The sequence below is a fragment of the Micromonospora sp. NPDC048170 genome (genome assembly GCF_040652795.1).
GTDB lineage: Bacteria > Actinomycetota > Actinomycetes > Mycobacteriales > Micromonosporaceae > Micromonospora.
This window is the reverse complement of record NZ_JBEZMR010000003.1, coordinates 390660-408284: the sequence shown is the minus strand read 5'-3', so window position 1 is coordinate 408284 and position 17625 is coordinate 390660. Positions and strand designations below refer to the sequence as shown.

The window sequence follows — 17625 nt, the reverse complement described above, 5'->3', positions numbered from 1 at the left end:
TCGCGAGGGGGACGGCACGCTCGATCTCGGGGCGGACGGCGGGCGGCGGGCGACGATCTAGCGTGAACGCTGTGACCAATGTGCTCCGCCTCGACGGCGTCGACCGCAGCTTCGGCGACCGTCGGGTGCTCCAGAACGTGTCCTTCGACGTGGCGGCCGGCCGGATGACCGGCTTCGTGGGCGGCAACGGCGCCGGCAAGACCACCACCATGCGGATCATCCTCGGGGTGCTCGCCCCGGACGCCGGCCAGGTCACCTGGCAGGGGACGCCGCTGACCCGGGATGCCCGCCGGCGCTTCGGCTACATGCCGGAGGAGCGCGGCCTCTACCCGAAGATGAGCGTCCGGGACCAGGTGTCCTACCTTGGCCGGCTGCACGGGATGACCGCCGTCGACGCGCGGCGCAACACGGACGCGCTGCTGGAGCGGGTCGGGCTCGCCGAGCGCGGCGACGACCTGCTGGAGACGCTGTCGCTGGGCAACCAGCAGCGGGCGCAGATCGCCGCCGCCCTGGTGCACGACCCCGAGGTGCTGGTGCTCGACGAGCCGTTCTCCGGCCTCGACCCGCTGGCCGTGGACACGGTCGTGGCGGTGCTGCGGGAGCGGGCCGCCACGGGCGCGCCGGTGCTGTTCTCCAGCCACCAACTGGACGTCGTCGAGCGGCTCTGCGACGACCTGGTGATCATCGGGGGCGGCGTGATCCGGGCCGCCGGCAGCCGGGAGGAACTCCGCGCGACGTACACCGTGCCCCGGTACGAGCTGGTGGTGGAGACCGACGCCGGCTGGCTGCGGGACCAGCCCGGGGTGACGCTGGTCGACCTGGACGGTGCCCGCGCCGTGTTCGACCTCGCGCCCGGCACGGACGAGCAGCCGGTGCTGCACGCGGCGCTGGCCCGCGGCCCGGTGCGCGCGTTCCGCCCGGTCAGCCCGTCCCTCACCGAGATCTTCCGAGAGGTCGCCCAGTGAACACCACGCAGGCCACCCGGCTGGTCGCCGCCCGGGAGATCCGGGTCAAGCTGCGCGACCGGACCTTCCTGTTCAGCACCCTGTTCTTCCTGCTGATCGCCGCCGCCGCGACCATCCTTCCGCCGCTGCTCTCCGGCGGCCCGTCGAGCGTGGCGGTGACCGAGGCGGCGGCCGGCCCGCTGCGCGCGGCGGGGCTGGAGGTGCGTACGGTCCCCGACGACCGCGCCGCCGAGCAGGCCGTACGCGACGGCGACGCCGACGCCGCGGTGATCTCCGGGCCGGCGGTGCTGGCCATGGACGAGGCTCCCGACGACGTGGTGGCGGCGCTGAGCACGCAGCCCACGGTCCGGCTGCTGGATCCCGACGCCGTGGACCCGGTGGTGGCCTTCCTGGTGCCGTTCGCCTTCGCGTTCATCTTCTTCATCACCTCGCAGACCTTCGGCGTGCAGATCGCGCAGAGCATCGTCGAGGAGAAGCAGACCCGGATCGTGGAGATCCTGGTGGCCGCGGTCCCCGTACGGGCGTTGCTGGCCGGCAAGATGATCGCCGGCACGTTGCTGGCTCTCGGGCAGATCGCCCTGGTCGCCCTCGTCGCCGTGGTCGGTGTGCAGTTCGGCGACAGCGGCGGGCTGCTCTCGCTGCTGGCCCCGGCGATCGGCTGGTTCCTGCCGTTCTTCCTGCTCGGCTTCGTGCTGATCGCGGCCATGTGGGCGGCGGCCGGGGCCCTGGTGAACCGCCAGGAGGACATCGCCGGCGTGTCGACACCGGTGCAGCTCGCCGTCATGCTGCCGTTCTTCGCGGTGATCTTCCTCAACGACAACGCGACGGCCATGAAGGTGCTGTCCTACCTGCCGTTCTCCGCGCCGACGGCGATGCCGTTGCGGCTGTTCAACGGGGACGCGGCCGGCTGGGAGCCGCTGGTGTCGCTGGCCCTGCTACTGGTCGCCGCCGCCGCGTTCGTGGTCGCCGGAGCCCGCGTGTACGAGGGCTCGCTGCTGCGGACCAACGGGCGCACCTCCCTGCGCACCGCCTGGGGTGAGCGGAAGAGCATCGGCTGACCGCTGGTCGGCCCGCCGGGCGCCGGTGTCCTGATCGGACGCCGGCGCCCGGTGCCGTCCACCAGCCCGTACGGCACCGGCCCGAACGCCTGTTCGGCGGCTGCGAACAGGTCGAACGCGCCTACGGTGAGCCGATCCTCACGGCGACGGCCCGGTCGTCGCCGGTCCCGGACCGGAAAGGCTCTCCATGACCCCATCGATCGGCCTGCGACACCACGACGATCCACGGCGGCTCCGGCGGCTGCTCAGCGCGGTGCTGGCGGTCGTGCTCGCCAGCACTCTCGCGGCCGTCCTCCGGCCCGCGCCGGCCGCTGCCGCCCCGGGCAACCTGATCCTCAACGGCTCGTTCGACAACGGCAGCACAGCGCCCTGGTGGACCCGGCTCGCCGCGACCAGCACGACCGTCGACGCCGGGCAACTGCGCATCCGCACCGCCGGACCGGCCACCAAGCCCACCTGGGACGACCTGGTCGGCCACTTCGAGTTCGGGGTGACGGCCGGCCAGCCGTACCGGTTGCAGTTCGACGCCTCCGCCGACGTCAACCGCTCGCTGCGCGTCTCGGTCTCCCGGGTGAACACGCCCTTCACCTCCGCCGTCGACCAGACCGTCGCGCTGACGTCCACGATGCGCCGGTTCACCTTCGACTTCGTGTCCCCCTTCGGTGACCCGCAGGCGGTGCTCCTGTTCCACCTCGGCGCGCACGCGGCCTCGACCGTCCGGCTGGACGACATCTCGCTCACCCCGCTGGCCGTCGACCCGGCCACCGACCCGATCCTGTACTGGAACGGGATCCTGATCGACACCTACAAGGCGCTGGACCTGCCACCCACCGCGTCCTCCCGGGAGGCGGCCATCCTGCACGCGGCGATGCACGACGCCGCCGTCTCGGTCACCGGCGTCGGCAACCCCTACCGGGTGAGGGTGCCGGTGAGCTACCCGGGCACCCTGGACAACGTCGTGGCGCCGTCCCTGCACGCGGCCATCGACCGGGCGGCCCACGACGTGCTGACCGCCCTGTACGGCGGTCAGGGTCGTTCCTACTCCCAGGCCCTCGCCGACGCCGTCGCCCGCCGACCGTCCGGCGTGAACGCCGCGGAGGCCGCGCGGGGTGACACCGTCGGCGCCGCTGCCGCAGCCGCCAACCTCCAGGCCCGCGCCAACGACGGTTCCGGCAACAACACGCCGTACCAGCTCGACGGGGTGCCCGGTTCGTGGCGGCCGACCAACGGCAAGGCGGCGGTCGGCCCGAACTGGGGCCTGGTCACCCCGTTCGCGCTCACCTCCGGCCGGCAGTTCCGGCCCGGCCTGCCGGCCGGCGCGACCGGATACGCCGACCTGCTCGGCAAGCAGGAGTACCACAACCAGGTCCAGGAAGTCCGCGACTACGGCGGCACGGCGTCGGCGCTGCGTACCCCCGAGCAGACGCAGATCGCGTTCTTCTGGGCCAACGACCTGGCGGGCACGTACAAGCCGCCGGGCCAGCTCTTCACGCACACCCGGATCGTCGCGGAGCAGCGGCAACTCGGCATCCTGGCCAACGCCCGACTCTTCGGGCTGGTCGCTCTCGCCCTCGCCGACGCCGCCATCGCCGCCTGGGACGCCAAGTACCGGACCCCGATCGACCTGTGGCGGCCGGTGAGCGCCATCGAGGCGTTGCACGGCCCGGGTTGGCAGCCGTTGTCGCAGGACCGCAACGGCGTGCCGTACACGCCGCCCTTCCCGGCCTACATCTCCGGGCACGCCACCTTCGCCGGTGCGTGGGCGGCGGTGATGAAGGGCTTCTTCGGCACCAACGCGATCGGTTTCGACGCCACCACCGACGACCCGAACGCCGTCGGCGTGGTCCGGCACATGAGCGGCTTCGACCAGGCCGCCCAGGAGAACGCGCTGAGCCGGATCTACCTCGGCGTGCACTACCGGTTCGACGCGGACGCCGGCCTCGCCACCGGTGCTTCCGTGGGCGCGTACGTCTACGCCAACCGGCTGCGACCGTGAGTCGTCAGCCGGCGTAACGGGGGGACTCCCCGCCCGGTCCACGGACCGGGCGGGGAGTCGCGTACGTCACGGCGACGATGCTCCTGGCGCCTCGCCGGGAACCCGCCCGTCCGCCGGTGTGCCGCCGGCCGCCAGCCGTTCCTGGAGACTCAGCACGCACGGGCCGTACATGTCCTGCCACAGCACGAGCGGCCGGCCGTGGGTCGACGGACCGTCCGCCCCACCCACCGTGCGGCCCGCGGCAACAGCGCCCCGGACGCCCCGACCGACAGCACGCCGAGCAGCGCGAGCACCCCCAGCCGAAGCCGCCTGGCCGACCGGGCCGGCCGGCGCACCTCGGCCGGTGGCCGATCCGGCGTGACCGGTTCGGCGGCCGGGCCCGGGCCACCGGGGGCCACCTCGCCGGTCCGCGCCGCGCCGTCCCCACGCGCCTGCTCGGTCAGGCGCGCCTCGATCTCCCGCCGCGCCCTGACCCACCGCTCCATCTCCCCCGCCGACGTGCCGCAGGCGGTCAGCAGCGCCACGACGGTCCGCTCGCGGGGCAGGGTCGTCCGCCCCAGCATGGTGGCAAGGGTGCTCGGCGGCAGCCAGTGCCCAGCCGCCGAGGCCCGCCGGGTGATCTCGCGGTAGGTCAGGCCGGAACGCAGCCGTACGCCCCGAAGCAGCGCAACGTACTCCCCCGCCGTCGGGGCCTGCGGCACCGGATGCCGGGCACCATCATCCATCGGAACTCCCCGTGTCGTCGACGTGGCCGAGCCCGGACCGGTGCCGGTCCGGGGGCCCGCCGACCGCCAGCCGGTCGACGGCGCGGCCATCGAGGAATGACGCTAGACAGACGCGTCGGCAGGGACAATGCCCTGGCCTCGGCCCTACGGCATCCGGGCAGCTCAGCGGGGCTTGTCCGGGTTCTGTCCGGCCAACTCGGACAGTCGGCGCAGGCGCCGTTGCCCTACCGCCCCGGGGGTCTGGAGAATCGGGCGATGGACACGGGGGAACCACGACCTGACGAGGCGACCGATCCGGCGGAGTTCATCGAGCTGCTACGCCGGCTCAAGAATCGGTCCCGGCTCACCTACCGACAACTGGAGCAACGCGCGGCGGCAGCCGGTGACGTGCTGGCCCGCAGCACCGCCGCCGACGTCCTGGGCCGGTCCACCCTGCCGCGCCCCGAGGTCCTGGCCGCCTTCGTCCGCGCCTGCGGAGCGGCGGATCAGGTACAGGTGTGGCTACGGGCGCGGGACCGACTCGCCGCCGGACCGTTCGCCGCGATACCGCCCACGCCCGACCACCCGCCAGCCGGCGACGCCACCCCGGCCCCGGTGGCGGCGCGACCCGACGCGACCCGCCCGCGCCGGTTCACCCGCCCCGCACCGCTGGCGCTGGCCGTCATCGGCGCCCTGCTGGCCGCGCTCGGTGCGGGCGCATGGTTGCTGCGACCCGACGACGAGCGGCGAGAGGCGACGGAACGCGCACCGGCCGCCCTAGCGGGCGGCCCCTCGACCACACCGGACGGCAGTGCCAGCCCGACGACCGCCCCGAGCGGCGGCCGGAGCCAGATCCGTCCCGCCCGCACGCCGCAGCTCTGCCTCACCGAGGGGCACGACCGCACCGGCCAGTACCGGAGCCAGGTGGCGGTCCAGCTTCCCTGCGCCGAGGCGACCCCGCCGGACACCTACCTGGAGCCGGTGGCCGACGGGCTGTACTTCATCAAGTGGCACCACCCCGTGCACGGGCCGGGCTGCCTCACCGTCCGCGACGGCAATCCCGGCCGGAGCATGCTCGAACCCTGGCAGGACTGCCGCGCGGACAGGTGGTCGCAGCTGTTCCGCTTCGAGCCGGCCGGGTCGGCACCCACCGCCTACCGCATCCGGCCGGCCCGCACCGATCTCTGCGTCGGTCTCCGTAACGACGACACCGAGGTGTCGGCCGAGGCGGTGGCCGAGCCGTGCACCGGCGGCACGGACCAGGTGTTCCTGGTCGAGGCGCTGCCCGGCGGCTGACGCACGGTTTTCGGCCGTCGGCCGCCGGTCCTCAGCGGACGGTCGGCACCGCGTCGCCCCCGGCGGGCCGACGCACGAAGGTGTCCCGAATGGCGCGGCACATTCCAGCCCGCACAGCAGGTCGGGCGCCGCGGTCGACCGCGTAGAGCGCCGTCGGCCCGGCCCGGCCCGTGCCGACGGCCGACGGCGGTCCACGCGGTCACGGCCTGCGCACCGGAGGCGTCAGGCTCAGCCGACGGCCTCCATCACCTCGTCGCTGACGTCGAAGTTCGCGTAGACGTTCTGCACGTCGTCGCAGTCCTCCAGGACGTCGATCAGCTTGAAGATCTTGCGGGCGCCGTCCTCGTCGAGGGGGACGTTGACGCTCGGGATCAGCGACGACTCGGCCGACTCGTACTCGATGCCGGCGTCCTGGAGCGCGGTGCGGACCGCGATCAGGTCGGTCGGCTCGGAGACCACCTCGAACGCCTCGTCCAGGTCGTTGACCTCCTCGGCGCCCGCGTCGAGGACCGCCATCATGACGTCGTCCTCCGTCGTACCGGCCTTGGGGACGATCACCACGCCCTTGCGGGAGAACATGTACGACACCGAGCCCGCATCGGCGAGCGAGCCGCCGTTACGGGTCAGCGCGGTGCGCACCTCCGTCGCCGCCCGGTTGCGGTTGTCGGTGAGGCACTCGATCAGCATTGCCACGCCGTTGGGGCCGTAGCCCTCGTACATGATGGTCTGCCAGTCGGCGCCGCCGGCCTCCAGACCCGAGCCGCGCTTGACGGCACGGTCGATGTTGTCGTTGGGGACCGAGTTCTTCTTCGCCTTCTGGATGGCGTCGTAGAGCGTCGGGTTGCCGGCCGGGTCACCGCCGCCTGTCCGCGCGGCGACCTCGACGTTCTTGATCAGCTTGGCGAACATCTTGCCGCGCTTGGCGTCGATGACCGCCTTCTTGTGCTTGGTCGTCGCCCACTTTGAGTGGCCGGACATCTGTTACCTCCGTTGCTACCCGCCGTCTGCATCGACCGACCGCGCACGCCCCGCTCCCGCCGGCGCACTCGGTGGTGCCGGTCAGCCCTGCGGGAAGCCGTGACGGGCAGCTGGCCCCGCCGAATCTCGGCAATCCTACCGACGCTTGGCCGGCGGCTGTCACGCACGGCGCACCGCCGGTTCGTTCCGGCCGCCCGCAGAGAGGACAGACCAGGCGAAAACGCCCCAGGCCCGTTCGACGACGACCGCCCCGGACTGGCCTGGTCCGCAGGCGCCCCCGGACGCGGGACGGGGCCCCTCCCGGTCGGAGGAACCCCGTCGCCCGTACGTCGGGACCGCTCAGCGGGCGGCCCGCACCAGTTCCACGAAGTACGCGTGCACGCGCAGGTCGCCGGTCAGCTCGGGATGGAACGAGGTGGCCAGCAGGTTGCCCTGCCGCACCGCCACGATCCGGCCGGCCGCCGGGCCCTCGGTCACCGTGCCGAGCACCTCGACGCCGTCGCCGACCCGTTCGACCCACGGTGCCCGGATGAACACCGCGTGGAACGGCCCACCCTCGACGCCGGTGATCCCCACCGACGCCTCGAACGAGTCGACCTGCCGGCCGAACGCGTTGCGCCGTACGGTCATCTCGATGCCGGCGAAGCCGCGCTGGTCGGGGCGGCCGTCGAGGACGTCGGTGGCGAGCATGATCATGCCGGCGCAGGAGCCGTAGACCGGCATCCCGTCGGCGATGCGCTTGTCGATGGGCTCGCGCAGCTCGAAGATGTCGGCGAGCTTGCTGATCGTGGTGGACTCCCCGCCGGGGATGACCAGCCCGTCCACCGCGTCCAACTCCTGCGTACGGCGTACCGGGCGGGCGTCCGCGCCGGCCGCCGCCAGCGCGGCGACGTGCTCACGGACGTCCCCCTGGAGGGCGAGCACACCGATCACGGGTGCGTCGCTCATCTGCCGCTCCTCTCCTGGACGTCAGGAAGGGCCCCTTCCTCTACCTCAGGCGTCAGGAAGGTGCCCTTCCTTACAATCACCAGCCGCGCTCGGCCAGGCGGTGCGGCTGCGGGATGTCGTCGACGTTGATGCCGACCATCGCCTCGCCGAGGCCCCGGGAGACCTTCGCCAGCACGTCCGGGTCGTCGTGGAAGGTGGTGGCCTTCACGATCGCGGCGGCGCGCTGCGCCGGGTTGCCGGACTTGAAGATGCCGGAGCCCACGAAGACGCCCTCGGCGCCGAGCTGCATCATCATCGCGGCGTCGGCCGGGGTGGCGATCCCGCCGGCGGTGAACAGCACCACCGGCAGCTTGCCGCTCTCGGCGACCTCCTTGACCAGCTCGTACGGCGCCTGGAGCTCCTTGGCGGCCACGTAGAGCTCGTCGGCCGGCAGCGAGCCCAGCCGGGCGATCTCCTGGCGGATCTTGCGCATGTGGGTGGTGGCGTTGGAGACGTCACCGGTGCCGGCCTCGCCCTTGGAGCGGATCATGGCCGCGCCCTCGGTGATCCGGCGCAGGGCCTCGCCGAGGTTGGTCGCCCCGCAGACGAAGGGGACGGTGAAGGCCCACTTGTCGATGTGGTTGGCGTAGTCGGCCGGGGTCAGCACCTCGGACTCGTCGACGTAGTCGACGCCGAGCGCCTGGAGGATCCGGGCCTCCACGAAGTGGCCGATCCGGGCCTTGGCCATGACCGGGATGGAGACGGCGTTGATGATGCCGTCGATCATGTCGGGGTCGCTCATCCGGGACACCCCGCCCTGGGCACGGATGTCGGCGGGCACCCGCTCGAGCGCCATCACCGCGACGGCGCCGGCGTCCTCAGCGATCTTGGCCTGCTCGGCGTTGACCACGTCCATGATCACGCCACCCTTGAGCATCTCGGCCATGCCGCGCTTGACGCGGGCGGTGCCGGTGACGGGGCTGGCGCTGGCGTTCTGGGCAGTGGTTTCGGGCACGGGTCATCGCTCCTCGAACGTGCTCGGGGGGGGGTGGCTGCGGAAATGCTACGACGGTCCCAACGCCGATCCGACAGCCAATCAGACCCACGGTGGCCTGCCCTGTGGCAACCATCACCCCCCCACCCACCCCACCCGCCCCCACCCCACCCACCCCGCCCCAACCCCCAGGGCACCGCCCCGGTGATCAGGGCGTCATGGGCCTCAAAGCGGCCGGATGACGTCCATGGGGTCCTGATCACGATCGTCCCCCGCTCTCAGGTGGCGGGGACGTCGGCCGGGGTCGTCAGGGTGGGGTCGTCGATGTCGAAGTAGCGCGGCCAGGGGCGGCGGCGCCCCATCCGCAACAGGCGCACCAGCGGGCGGCCACGCGCCGCGCGGGCGTCCCGGACCAGGTCCGTGTGCACCTGGCGGGCCAGGGCGAGCCGCCGGCTGGCGGCGACCACCGCCTCGCAGTCCGGATCCGTCGGGTCCAGCTCCACCGCCCGCAACTGGCGGGTGAGGTCGTTCTCGGCGGCCTCCCGCTCGTCCGGCTCGGCGTCCAGTGCGATCCGTGCCGCCGCGTACAGCTCGACGCCGTAGCGGCGCTCGGCCAGGACCGCGGCAGCCGCCGCCCGGCGCAGCAGGTGGGCCTCCAGGGCGCGGGCCGCCAGCTCCGCCCGCGCGTGCAACCGGCCGACCCGGCCGGCGGTCCAGACGAGGTACGCCGCGACCAGCCCGACGACCAGGGTCGCGGCCACCACCCACCAGAAGCCCGACATCGTCAGTCCAGCCCCACCCATTCGGTGTCCATGACCCGCCCGTCGGTGGCCTCGATCGCCGCCGCGTACACCTCCAGCACCCGCCGGGCGACCACGGGCCAGTCGAAGGTGCCCACCACCTGGTCACCGCACTCGGTCAGCGCGGCCCGGCCGGCGGGGTCGTCGAGCAGGTCGGCCAGGGCGGTACGCAGCGCGGCCGGGTCCCCGGTCGGGAACAGCCGGCCGGCCCGGCCGCCGTCGAGCACGCGGCGGAACGCGTCGAGGTCGCTGGCGACGACGGTCGTGCCCGCCGCGAGCGCCTCGGTGAGGATCATGCCGAAGGACTCGCCGCCGGTGTTCGGCGCCACGTAGAGGTGCACGCTGCGCAGCATCCGCGCCTTGTCCTCCTCGGAGACCAGCCCGAGGAAGGTCACCTGGTCCCGCAGCTCGGCCGGAAACCGCCCGAACAGGTCGTCCGCGTCACCCGGGCCCGCCACCAGCAGCCGCAGGCCGGACCGCTGCCGGGCCAGCTCCACGAAGGCGTCGCGCAGGATCGGGAAGCCCTTGCGGGCCTCGGTGAAGCGGCCGAGGAACCCGATCGCGCCGCCCGTGCCCGGCGGGCACTCCCCCGGCCAGCCCGACAGGGGCCGCGCGTTACTGAACTTCGCGACGGCCACCCCGTTCGGGATCTCCACCGCGCCGCCGTCCATGTGCTCGACCTGCACCTTGCGCGCCAGCGCGCTGACCGCGATCCGGGCGGTGATCCGTTCCAGCACGATCTGGAGCACGCCCTGCGCGGCGGCCAGCGCCCGCGAGCGGGTCATCGCCGTGTGGAAGGTCGCCACCACCGGACCACGGGCCGAGAGCACGGCCAGCAGCGACAGGCTCAGGGTCAGCGGCTCGTGCACGTGCAGCACGTCGAACTCGCCCCGGATGATCCAACGTCGCACCCGCGCGGTGGAGACCGGGCCGAAGGCGATCCGGGCCACCGAGCCGTTGTACGGCAGCGGCACGGCCCGCCCCGCCGGCACCACGTACGGCGGCAGCGGGGAGTCCTCGTCGGCCGGGGCGAGCACGCTCACCTCGTGCCCGAGCCCGATCAGCGCCTCGGCGAGGTCCATGACGTGGTTCTGCACCCCGCCGGGCACGTCGAAGGAGTACGGGCACACGATGCCGATGCGCACGCCTCAACGCCTCTCGTTCGCGATCCCGGCAGCCGGGGAGGATGGGGCCGCGCCGCCACCCGTGCCGTGCTGGTCCAGCCACATCCGCTGCAACATGTGCCAGTCTTCCGGATGCCGGGCGATGCCCGCCGCCAGACCGTCGGCGATCCGCTGGGTCAGCGACCGGACCCGCTGGTCGAGCGGGCCCTCCTCCGGGCCGGGCAGCGGCAGGGGTCCCTCGATCGACGCACAGGCGGCGTCCGGCTCGTACCACATCGAGGCGACGTAGAGGGGCGCTCCCGTACGCAGCGCGAGCAGGGCCGGCCCCGGGGGCATCCGGGTCCGGTGGCCGAAGAAGTCGACCTCCACGCCCCGCGCGGAGAGGTCACGGTCGGCCAGCAGGGGCACCACCGTACCGGCCCGGACCCGGTCGACCAGCACGTCGAACGCGTTGCGCTCGCCGCCGTGAGTGGGCAGGATCTCCATGCCCAGGCTGCGGCGGAAGGCGAGGAATCGCTGGTAGAGGCCTTCGGGCTTGAGCCGCTCGGCGACGGTGGTGATCGGCCAGCCGGTCGCCGCGACCCAGGCGCCGGCCGCGTCCCAGTTGCCGGCGTGCGGCAGCGCCACCACGGCGCCCCGGCCGGCGGCCACGTCGGCGGCGAGCTTCTCCTCCCCGTCGAGCCGGAAGCCGGCCAGGATCTCCGTCCGGCCGAGAGCTGGTAGCCGGAACGCCTCCAGCCAGTACCGGGCGTACGAACGCAGGCCGCGGCGGACCAGTTCGTCGAGCTCGGCCTCCGGCAGGTCGGGGCCGACCACCCGGCGCAGGTTCGCGCGCAGTCGGGCCGTACCCCCGCCGCCGCGACGGTGGGCGCGGTCGGCGCCCGCCCGGAACACCGCGGCCGTGACAGGCCGGGGCAGCGCGCGGATCACGCGCCACCCGGCGACGTAGCCGAGCTCGGTGAGGTTCACCGGCGCCGGCCCTCCGACTGCGGCCGGCCGGCGCCCGCCACGCTCACCCCTGCCCGCCCGGGGTGTGCACCCGCTGGGCCTGGCGGTACACGTGGGTCATCCGCTGGCCGACGGTGAAGATCGACACGGCGGCGAGCAGCCAGAGCGCGATCTCCAGCGCGGGGTCGACGCCGAGCCCGGTGAGCACCCCGCCGACACCGACGATGAGCAGCCGCTCGGTGCGCTCGGCGATGCCCACGTTGCAGGTCATGCCGAGCCCCTCGGCCCGGGCCTTGACGTAGGAGACCAGCCCGCCGGCGGCCAGGCAGAGCAGGGCGGCGGCGACGCCGGAATAATTGTGCTGGGTGGCCAGCCAGTACGCCACCGCGCCGAAGACCGCGCTGTCGGCGACCCGGTCCATGCTCGAATCGAGGAACGCACCGAACTTCGTGGAGCCGCCGCTCATCCGGGCCATCGTCCCGTCGAGCAGGTCGGTGAGCGCGAAGACGGTGACTATCAGGGCCCCGGCGACCAGATGACCGCGGGCACCGAAGCCGAGTGCGCCGACGAGCACCCCGAGGGTGCCCGCCACGGTGACCGCGTTGGGTGTTACGCCCGCTCGTAGCAGGCGGCGTGCGACCGGCTCGACGACGCGGGTCATCCCCGCGCGGGCCGACACTTGGAAGATCTTCGCCATGGCGGTCCCCACGATAACGGTCCGCGTAGCCGCGGCGGTACGGCCGGTCAGGCGAGCCGCGCAGTGGAGTCTTGTGCCGGCCCCGGATCGGGTGTGAGATCGGGGCAGGGACGTGAGCCAGCTCACCCACCCGCCCGTTGATTACCCGCGACCCGGCACAGCACCGGAGGATGTCGCCGCGGAACCCGCCCGGGCCGCTTCCCCGTCGCGCGCGGCGGTCGCCACCAACCACGGCTGAGGGAGGTGCGCCCCATGGCGCAGAGGAGTCAGGAGAAGGGGGCCGCCGGCGGCGCGCCGGTGGTGACCGAGCCCGACAGGATCCGCAACGTGGTGCTCGTCGGGCACTCCGGGGCGGGCAAGACGACCCTGGTCGAGGCGCTGCTCGCGGCGAGCGGCACGATCGGCCGGGCCGGGGACGTCGCCAGCGGCACCACCGTCTGCGACCACGACCCGGCAGCCGTACGCCAGCAGCGCTCGGTGAGTCTGGCCTGTGCGCCGCTGCTGCACGACGGGATCAAGGTCAACCTGCTCGACACCCCCGGCTACGCCGACTTCGTGGGTGAGCTGCGGGCGGGGCTGCGGGCCGCCGACGCGGCGCTGTTCGTGGTCTCCGCCGTCGACGGGATGGACGCCGCCACCGCCGCCCTGTGGGAGGAGTGCGCGGCGGTGGACATGCCCCGGGCGGTCGCCGTGGCCCGGCTGGACCACCCGCGCGCCGACTTCGACGAGGCGGTGGCGCTGTGCCAGCGGGTCTTCGGCGACAACGTGATGCCGCTCTACCTGCCGATGCTCGGCGACGACGGGGTGTCCACCGCCGGCCTGCTCGGCCTGATCACCCGCCGGGTCTTCGACTACACCGCCGGCCTGCCGGCGCAGGTACGCGAGCCGGACCCGGAGCACCTGCCCGCCATCGCCGAGTCCCGCAACGAGCTGATCGAGGGGATCATCGCCGAGAGCGAGGACGAGTCGCTGATGGACCGGTACCTCGACGGCGAGGAGATCGGCAGCGACGTGCTCGTCGACGACCTGGAGAAGGCGGTCGCCCGCGGCCACTTCTACCCGGTGGTGCCGGTCTGCGCCGGGACCGGCGTGGGCCTGGACGCGCTGCTGGAGGTCCTCACCGCCGGCTTCCCGTCGCCGCTGGAGCACGAGCTGCCCGCGGTCGCCGGGGTGGACGGCTCCCCCCGCCCGCCGCTGACCTGCGACCCCGACGGCCCGCTGGTCGCCGAGGTGGTCAAGACGACCGTCGACCGGCACGTCGGGCGGGTCTCCCTGGTCCGCGTCTTCTCCGGCACGCTGCGCCCCGAGCAGACCGTGCACGTCTCCGGGCACGGGATGGCCGAGCGGGGCCACCCCGACCACGACGCCGACGAGCGGGTCGGCCACATCTACACGCCGCTGGGCGCGAGCCTGCGCGAGGTGGGTGCCTGCGTGGCCGGCGACATCTGCGCGATCACCAAGTCGGGCAGCGCGGAGACCGGCGACACCATCTCCGCCAAGGACGACCCGCTGCTGATCGCCCCCTGGGAGATGCCCGAGCCGCTGCTGCCGGTGGCCGTCGCGGCCCGCAGCCGCGCCGACGAGGACGCCCTCGCGCGTAACCTCGCCCGCCTGGTCGCCGGCGACCCGACGATGCGGCTGGAACGCAACCCGGAGACCCACCAGCTCGTGCTCTGGTGCATGGGTGAGGCGCACGCCGACGTGGTGCTGGAGCGCCTGCGCGCCGGCGGGGTGGAGCTGGACACCGAGCCGGTGCGGGTCGCGCTGCGCGAGACGCTGACCGTCCCCGCGAAGGGGCACGGCCGGCACGTCAAGCAGTCCGGCGGCCACGGTCAGTACGCCGTCTGCGACATCGAGGTCGAGCCGTTGCCGCCCGGCGCCGGATTCGAGTTTCTCGACCGGGTGGTCGGCGGAGCGGTGCCGCACAACTACATCCCCTCCGTGGAGAAGGGCGTACGCGCCCAGATGGAGCGGGGCCTGGTCGCCGGCCACCCGGTGGTCGACCTGCGGGTGACCCTCGTCGACGGCAAGGCGCACAGTGTCGACTCCTCCGACGCGGCCTTCCAGACCGCCGGCGCGCTGGCGCTGCGGGACGCCGCCGAGAAGGGCCAGCCGGCGCTGCTGGAGCCGGTCGACGAGGTGGTGGTCCGGGTGTCCGACTCCTCGGTGGGCGCGGTGATGGGCGACCTGTCCGGCCGGCGGGGCCGGGTGCTCGGCACCGAGGCCGACCCGGAGGCCGAGGGACGCACCCTGGTGCGCGCCGAGGTGCCCGCCACGGAGTTGCTCCGCTACGCGGTCGAGCTGCGCTCGATGACGTCGGGCACCGGCACCTTCCGCCGCCACTTCGTCCGCTACGACCCGATGCCCACCCACCTGGCCGACCAGATCCGCAAGGAGCACCCCACCCACCCCTGACCACTGGCCCCCGCACCCCTGGCCGACGCCCGGCGGGGCGGGGTCAGGGGCGGGCGCCGGGGAGCATCGGGCTCGGCCGGTGGGGGCGGTCGGCGTCGCGCAGGGCCGCTGAGCGCAGCGCGGCCAACTGGCGTTCCACCTCGGCGAACTGGTCGGCCGGCAGCGGGCCGCGGTGCAGGGTGCCGGCGTTCTCCGCCACCTGGGCCACCGTGCGGCAGCCGGGAATCGGGACGGTGCGGTCGCTGCGCGCCCAGAGCCAGCCGAGCGCGCCCTGGGCGAGGGTGCGTCCGTCGGCGGTCAACGCCGACCGTACGGCGGCGACGCGGCGCAGCCACTCCGGCGCCGGCCGGCCGCCCCGGAACCACTCCATCCAGCCGGGGGCGACCCCCCGCACGTCGTCGCGGGGCAGTGTGGAGCCGGCCGTGTACTTGCCGGAGAGCAGCCCCATCCCCAGCGGTCCCCGGTTGATGCTGGCCAGGTCGTACTTGTCGCAGGCGGCGAGCAGTTCGGGGGCGTCGCGGAGCACCGACAGCGTGTGCTGCACGGCGGTGGCGTGCCGGGCGCCCCGGCCGAACGCGGCGGCCCGGTCGGGGCGGTCGGTGCTCCAGCCGTACGCCCGGATCAGCCCCTCGGCGACCAGGTCCTCCAGGGTGCCGACGAGCGCCTCGGCCCGGGGCACCGGCAGGTCGGCGAGGTGCAGTTGGTAGAGGTCGATCCGGTCGGTGTCCAGCCGGCGCAGCGAGTGCGCGACGGCCTGCCGCAGGTACGCCGGCGAGGCGTCCGCACCGGTGGCCTGGCGGGTGGCCTCGTCGAAGGTGTAGCCCCACTTGGTGGCGATCACGGCCTCGTCGCGCCGGCCGGCGAGGGCCCGGCCGAGCACCCGTTCCCCGTGCCCGGCCCCGTACGTGTCGGCGGTGTCGAAGAGCGTCACCCCGAGGTCGAGGGCGTGCCGGATGGCGCGGATCGACTCGTCGTCGTCGACGGCGCCCCAGCCCAACGGCTGGGTGCCCTCGGCCCAGGGTCCACCGATCGCCCAGCACCCCATGCCGAGGGCGCTGACCTCGATGCCGCTGCGGCCCAACGTCCGCGTCGTCACTGCCATCGCCAGATCGTGTCACCTCGTGCCCCGGCCCGGGGGTGGGAAAGTTCGGCAATGCGGCGACGTGCCCGCCGCCGGTCGACCCCGGGCGGGAGCGGGGGTACGCGCGGCGCGCGGGTCGGTCAGGTCGGCCAGGCCCGGGTGAACAGGTCGCGGGTGTCGGTGAGCAGTTGCGGCAGGACCTTCGTCCGCCCGATCACGGGCATGAAGTTGGCGTCGCCGCCCCAGCGGGGCACCACGTGCTGGTGCAGGTGCGCGGCGATCCCCGCGCCGGCCACGCCGCCCTGGTTCATGCCCAGGTTGAACCCGTGTGCGTTGCTGACCTTGCGTACGACCCGCATGGCGGTCTGGGTGAACGCCGCCAGTTCGGTGGTCTCGGCCAGGTCCAGTTCCGTGTAGTCGGCCACGTGGCGGTAGGGGCAGACGAGCAGGTGCCCCGGGTTGTAGGGGTAGAGGTTGAGCACCGCGAAGACGTGCTCGCCCCTGGCCACCACCAGGCTCTCCTCGGGCGGCAGCCCCGGCGCCCGGCAGAACGGGCAGCCGGCGGGCCGCTCGTAGCCACCCTCGGGCCGGTCCTCCCCGGAGACGTAGGTCATCCGGTGCGGTGTCCAGAGCCGCTCCAGGCCGTCGGCCATGCCGCTGTCCATGTGCCGTTCCACCCCAGTCACGCCACCGATCCTACGTTCCCGGCGGCCGGCGCCCCCGACACCGTACGCCGGCCTCCGCCCGACACCGACGCTCCGGGCGGGCCGGGCCGCGTTCTGGGGGACGGATAGGGGGCGAAGGTTCTTGACGAAGTGATGAACACAAATGAAGAATCTAGCCACACGCATCGCCGCCCGTCGATTGGAGTCACCGTGAGAACCACATTCCGCCGGATCGGTCGGGCCCTCGCCGCCCTCACGCTCGCCGCGACCACCTCCCTCGTCGGGGTGGTGGCGACCAGCAGCGCGGCACAGGCCGACGGCTGCTACACCTGGGGACGCGTCCTGACGCAGGGGGCGGCGGGCGAGGACGTCCGGCAGCTCCAGATCCGTCTCGCCGGCTACCCGGGATACGGCGGGGTGCTCGCCCTCGACGGGGCGTTCGGCCCGGCCACCCGCTCCGCCCTCATCCGCTTCCAGCAGGCGTACGGGCTGAGCGCGGACGGCGCGGCCGGCCCGCAGACCTTCAACCAGCTCTACGCGTTGCAGGACAACGACTGCACGCCGGTCAACTTCACCTACGCGGAGCTGAACCGGTGCAACAGCACCTGGGCCGGTGGCGCGGTCTCCGCGAGCACCGCCCGGTTCAACGCCCTCGTGTCGATGTGGAAGCTCCAGGCCATGCGGAAGGCCCTCGGCAGCGTGTCGATCAACATCAGCAGCGGCTTCCGCAGCTACTCCTGCAACAGCGCGGTCGGCGGCGCCTCCAACAGCCGGCACCTCTACGGCGACGGCGTCGACCTGGTCGGGTCGCCCTCGTTCTGCCGGCTCGCCCAGCAGGCCCGCTACCACGGCTTCGGCAACATCCTCGGCCCCGGCTACCCGGGCCACAACGACCACACCCACGTCGGGGCGGTCGGCGGCTGGTCCGCGCCGTCCTGCGGCATCTGACGCCCGACGACTCGTCGACGAAGGCCCCC

At 73.6% G+C, this 17625-nt stretch carries 16 protein-coding genes; 6 read left to right on the top strand and 10 right to left on the bottom strand.

Annotation, left to right across the window (positions count from 1 at the left end; all coding sequences use genetic code 11):
- The first annotated feature begins 71 nt into the window (after window positions 1-71).
- The 3 genes from AB0D32_RS08385 (at window position 72) to AB0D32_RS08375 (ending at window position 4019) form a co-directional block, all read left to right on the top strand.
- Entirely contained in the window at window positions 72-965 is an 894-nt protein-coding gene (locus AB0D32_RS08385) for an ATP-binding cassette domain-containing protein (protein ID WP_357086441.1), read from the top strand.
- A complete protein-coding gene (locus AB0D32_RS08380) occupies window positions 962-2023 on the top strand; it encodes an ABC transporter permease (protein ID WP_357086439.1) in 1062 nt (353 codons plus the stop codon). The genes AB0D32_RS08385 and AB0D32_RS08380 overlap by 4 nt, the downstream gene beginning before the upstream one ends.
- Window positions 2024-2210: 187 nt before the next feature.
- A complete protein-coding gene (locus AB0D32_RS08375) occupies window positions 2211-4019 on the top strand; it encodes a carbohydrate binding domain-containing protein (protein ID WP_357086437.1) in 1809 nt (602 codons plus the stop codon).
- A 149-nt stretch (window positions 4020-4168) separates the two neighbouring features.
- Here the strand turns inward: AB0D32_RS08375 and AB0D32_RS08370 are convergent, their stop codons facing one another.
- Window positions 4169-4744 (bottom strand): helix-turn-helix domain-containing protein, encoded by a 576-nt coding sequence (locus AB0D32_RS08370; RefSeq protein ID WP_357086434.1) that lies wholly within the window; start codon window positions 4742-4744, stop codon window positions 4169-4171.
- Window positions 4745-4999: 255 nt separating this feature from the next.
- Here AB0D32_RS08370 and AB0D32_RS08365 point away from each other — a divergent pair, with 255 nt between their 5' ends.
- On the top strand, window positions 5000-6019 hold the full coding sequence (locus AB0D32_RS08365) for a hypothetical protein (RefSeq protein WP_357086432.1): 1020 nt from the start codon (window positions 5000-5002) through the stop codon (window positions 6017-6019).
- A 228-nt stretch (window positions 6020-6247) separates the two neighbouring features.
- Here AB0D32_RS08365 and AB0D32_RS08360 read toward each other — a convergent pair whose 3' ends face one another.
- The 7 genes from AB0D32_RS08360 to pgsA all read right to left on the bottom strand — a co-directional run bounded on the left by AB0D32_RS08360 (window position 6248) and on the right by pgsA (window position 12487).
- Window positions 6248-6997, bottom strand: a complete 750-nt coding sequence (locus AB0D32_RS08360) for a YebC/PmpR family DNA-binding transcriptional regulator (protein ID WP_357086430.1) — start codon at window positions 6995-6997, stop codon at window positions 6248-6250.
- Window positions 6998-7336: 339 nt separating this feature from the next.
- Window positions 7337-7945: a pyridoxal 5'-phosphate synthase glutaminase subunit PdxT gene (gene pdxT / locus AB0D32_RS08355; RefSeq protein WP_357086428.1), complete on the bottom strand. Its 609-nt coding sequence runs from the start codon at window positions 7943-7945 to the stop codon at window positions 7337-7339.
- A 76-nt stretch (window positions 7946-8021) separates the two neighbouring features.
- Window positions 8022-8939: a pyridoxal 5'-phosphate synthase lyase subunit PdxS gene (gene pdxS / locus AB0D32_RS08350; RefSeq protein ID WP_357086426.1), complete on the bottom strand. Its 918-nt coding sequence runs from the start codon at window positions 8937-8939 to the stop codon at window positions 8022-8024.
- A gap of 257 nt (window positions 8940-9196) precedes the next feature.
- The gene (locus tag AB0D32_RS08345; protein ID WP_357086563.1) at window positions 9197-9700 is read right to left on the bottom strand and encodes a hypothetical protein; all 504 of its coding nucleotides are present in this window, start codon (window positions 9698-9700) and stop codon (window positions 9197-9199) included.
- A gap of 2 nt (window positions 9701-9702) precedes the next feature.
- Window positions 9703-10863: a glycosyltransferase family 4 protein gene (locus AB0D32_RS08340; protein ID WP_357086424.1), complete on the bottom strand. Its 1161-nt coding sequence runs from the start codon at window positions 10861-10863 to the stop codon at window positions 9703-9705.
- A 3-nt stretch (window positions 10864-10866) separates the two neighbouring features.
- Complete coding sequence (locus tag AB0D32_RS08335; protein WP_357086422.1) at window positions 10867-11811, bottom strand: phosphatidylinositol mannoside acyltransferase; 945 nt, start codon at window positions 11809-11811, stop codon at window positions 10867-10869.
- 43 nt (window positions 11812-11854) lie between these two features.
- The gene (gene pgsA / locus AB0D32_RS08330) at window positions 11855-12487 is read right to left on the bottom strand and encodes a phosphatidylinositol phosphate synthase (RefSeq protein ID WP_357086420.1); all 633 of its coding nucleotides are present in this window, start codon (window positions 12485-12487) and stop codon (window positions 11855-11857) included.
- 252 nt (window positions 12488-12739) lie between these two features.
- Here pgsA and AB0D32_RS08325 point away from each other — a divergent pair, with 252 nt between their 5' ends.
- Complete coding sequence (locus AB0D32_RS08325; RefSeq protein ID WP_357086418.1) at window positions 12740-14902, top strand: elongation factor G-like protein EF-G2; 2163 nt, start codon at window positions 12740-12742, stop codon at window positions 14900-14902.
- Window positions 14903-14945: 43 nt separating this feature from the next.
- Here the strand turns inward: AB0D32_RS08325 and AB0D32_RS08320 are convergent, their stop codons facing one another.
- Together AB0D32_RS08320 and AB0D32_RS08315 are read right to left on the bottom strand one after the other, a co-directional pair.
- On the bottom strand, window positions 14946-16004 hold the full coding sequence (locus AB0D32_RS08320; RefSeq protein WP_357086416.1) for an aldo/keto reductase: 1059 nt from the start codon (window positions 16002-16004) through the stop codon (window positions 14946-14948).
- 119 nt (window positions 16005-16123) lie between these two features.
- Entirely contained in the window at window positions 16124-16636 is a 513-nt protein-coding gene (locus AB0D32_RS08315; protein ID WP_357086561.1) for an HIT domain-containing protein, read from the bottom strand.
- Window positions 16637-16858: 222 nt separating this feature from the next.
- Between AB0D32_RS08315 and AB0D32_RS08310 the strand changes: the two genes are divergently transcribed.
- The gene (locus AB0D32_RS08310; protein ID WP_357086414.1) at window positions 16859-17596 is read left to right on the top strand and encodes a D-Ala-D-Ala carboxypeptidase family metallohydrolase; all 738 of its coding nucleotides are present in this window, start codon (window positions 16859-16861) and stop codon (window positions 17594-17596) included.
- Window positions 17597-17625: the final 29 nt, after the last annotated feature.

What these genes read in the sequence shown, in the direction of transcription:
- AB0D32_RS08315 (WP_357086561.1), bottom strand. Translation starts at nt 16,636, where the DNA reads ATGGCCGACGGCCTGGAGCGGCTCTGGACACCGCACCGGATGACCTAC.
- AB0D32_RS08375 (WP_357086437.1), top strand. Translation starts at nt 2,211, where the DNA reads ATGACCCCATCGATCGGCCTGCGACACCACGACGATCCACGGCGGCTC.
- pdxT (WP_357086428.1), bottom strand. Translation starts at nt 7,945, where the DNA reads ATGAGCGACGCACCCGTGATCGGTGTGCTCGCCCTCCAGGGGGACGTC.
- pgsA (WP_357086420.1), bottom strand. Translation starts at nt 12,487, where the DNA reads ATGGCGAAGATCTTCCAAGTGTCGGCCCGCGCGGGGATGACCCGCGTC.
- AB0D32_RS08345 (WP_357086563.1), bottom strand. Translation starts at nt 9,700, where the DNA reads ATGTCGGGCTTCTGGTGGGTGGTGGCCGCGACCCTGGTCGTCGGGCTG.
- AB0D32_RS08320 (WP_357086416.1), bottom strand. Translation starts at nt 16,004, where the DNA reads ATGGCAGTGACGACGCGGACGTTGGGCCGCAGCGGCATCGAGGTCAGC.
- AB0D32_RS08365 (WP_357086432.1), top strand. Translation starts at nt 5,000, where the DNA reads ATGGACACGGGGGAACCACGACCTGACGAGGCGACCGATCCGGCGGAG.
- AB0D32_RS08370 (WP_357086434.1), bottom strand. Translation starts at nt 4,744, where the DNA reads ATGGATGATGGTGCCCGGCATCCGGTGCCGCAGGCCCCGACGGCGGGG.
- AB0D32_RS08360 (WP_357086430.1), bottom strand. Translation starts at nt 6,997, where the DNA reads ATGTCCGGCCACTCAAAGTGGGCGACGACCAAGCACAAGAAGGCGGTC.
- AB0D32_RS08325 (WP_357086418.1), top strand. Translation starts at nt 12,740, where the DNA reads ATGGCGCAGAGGAGTCAGGAGAAGGGGGCCGCCGGCGGCGCGCCGGTG.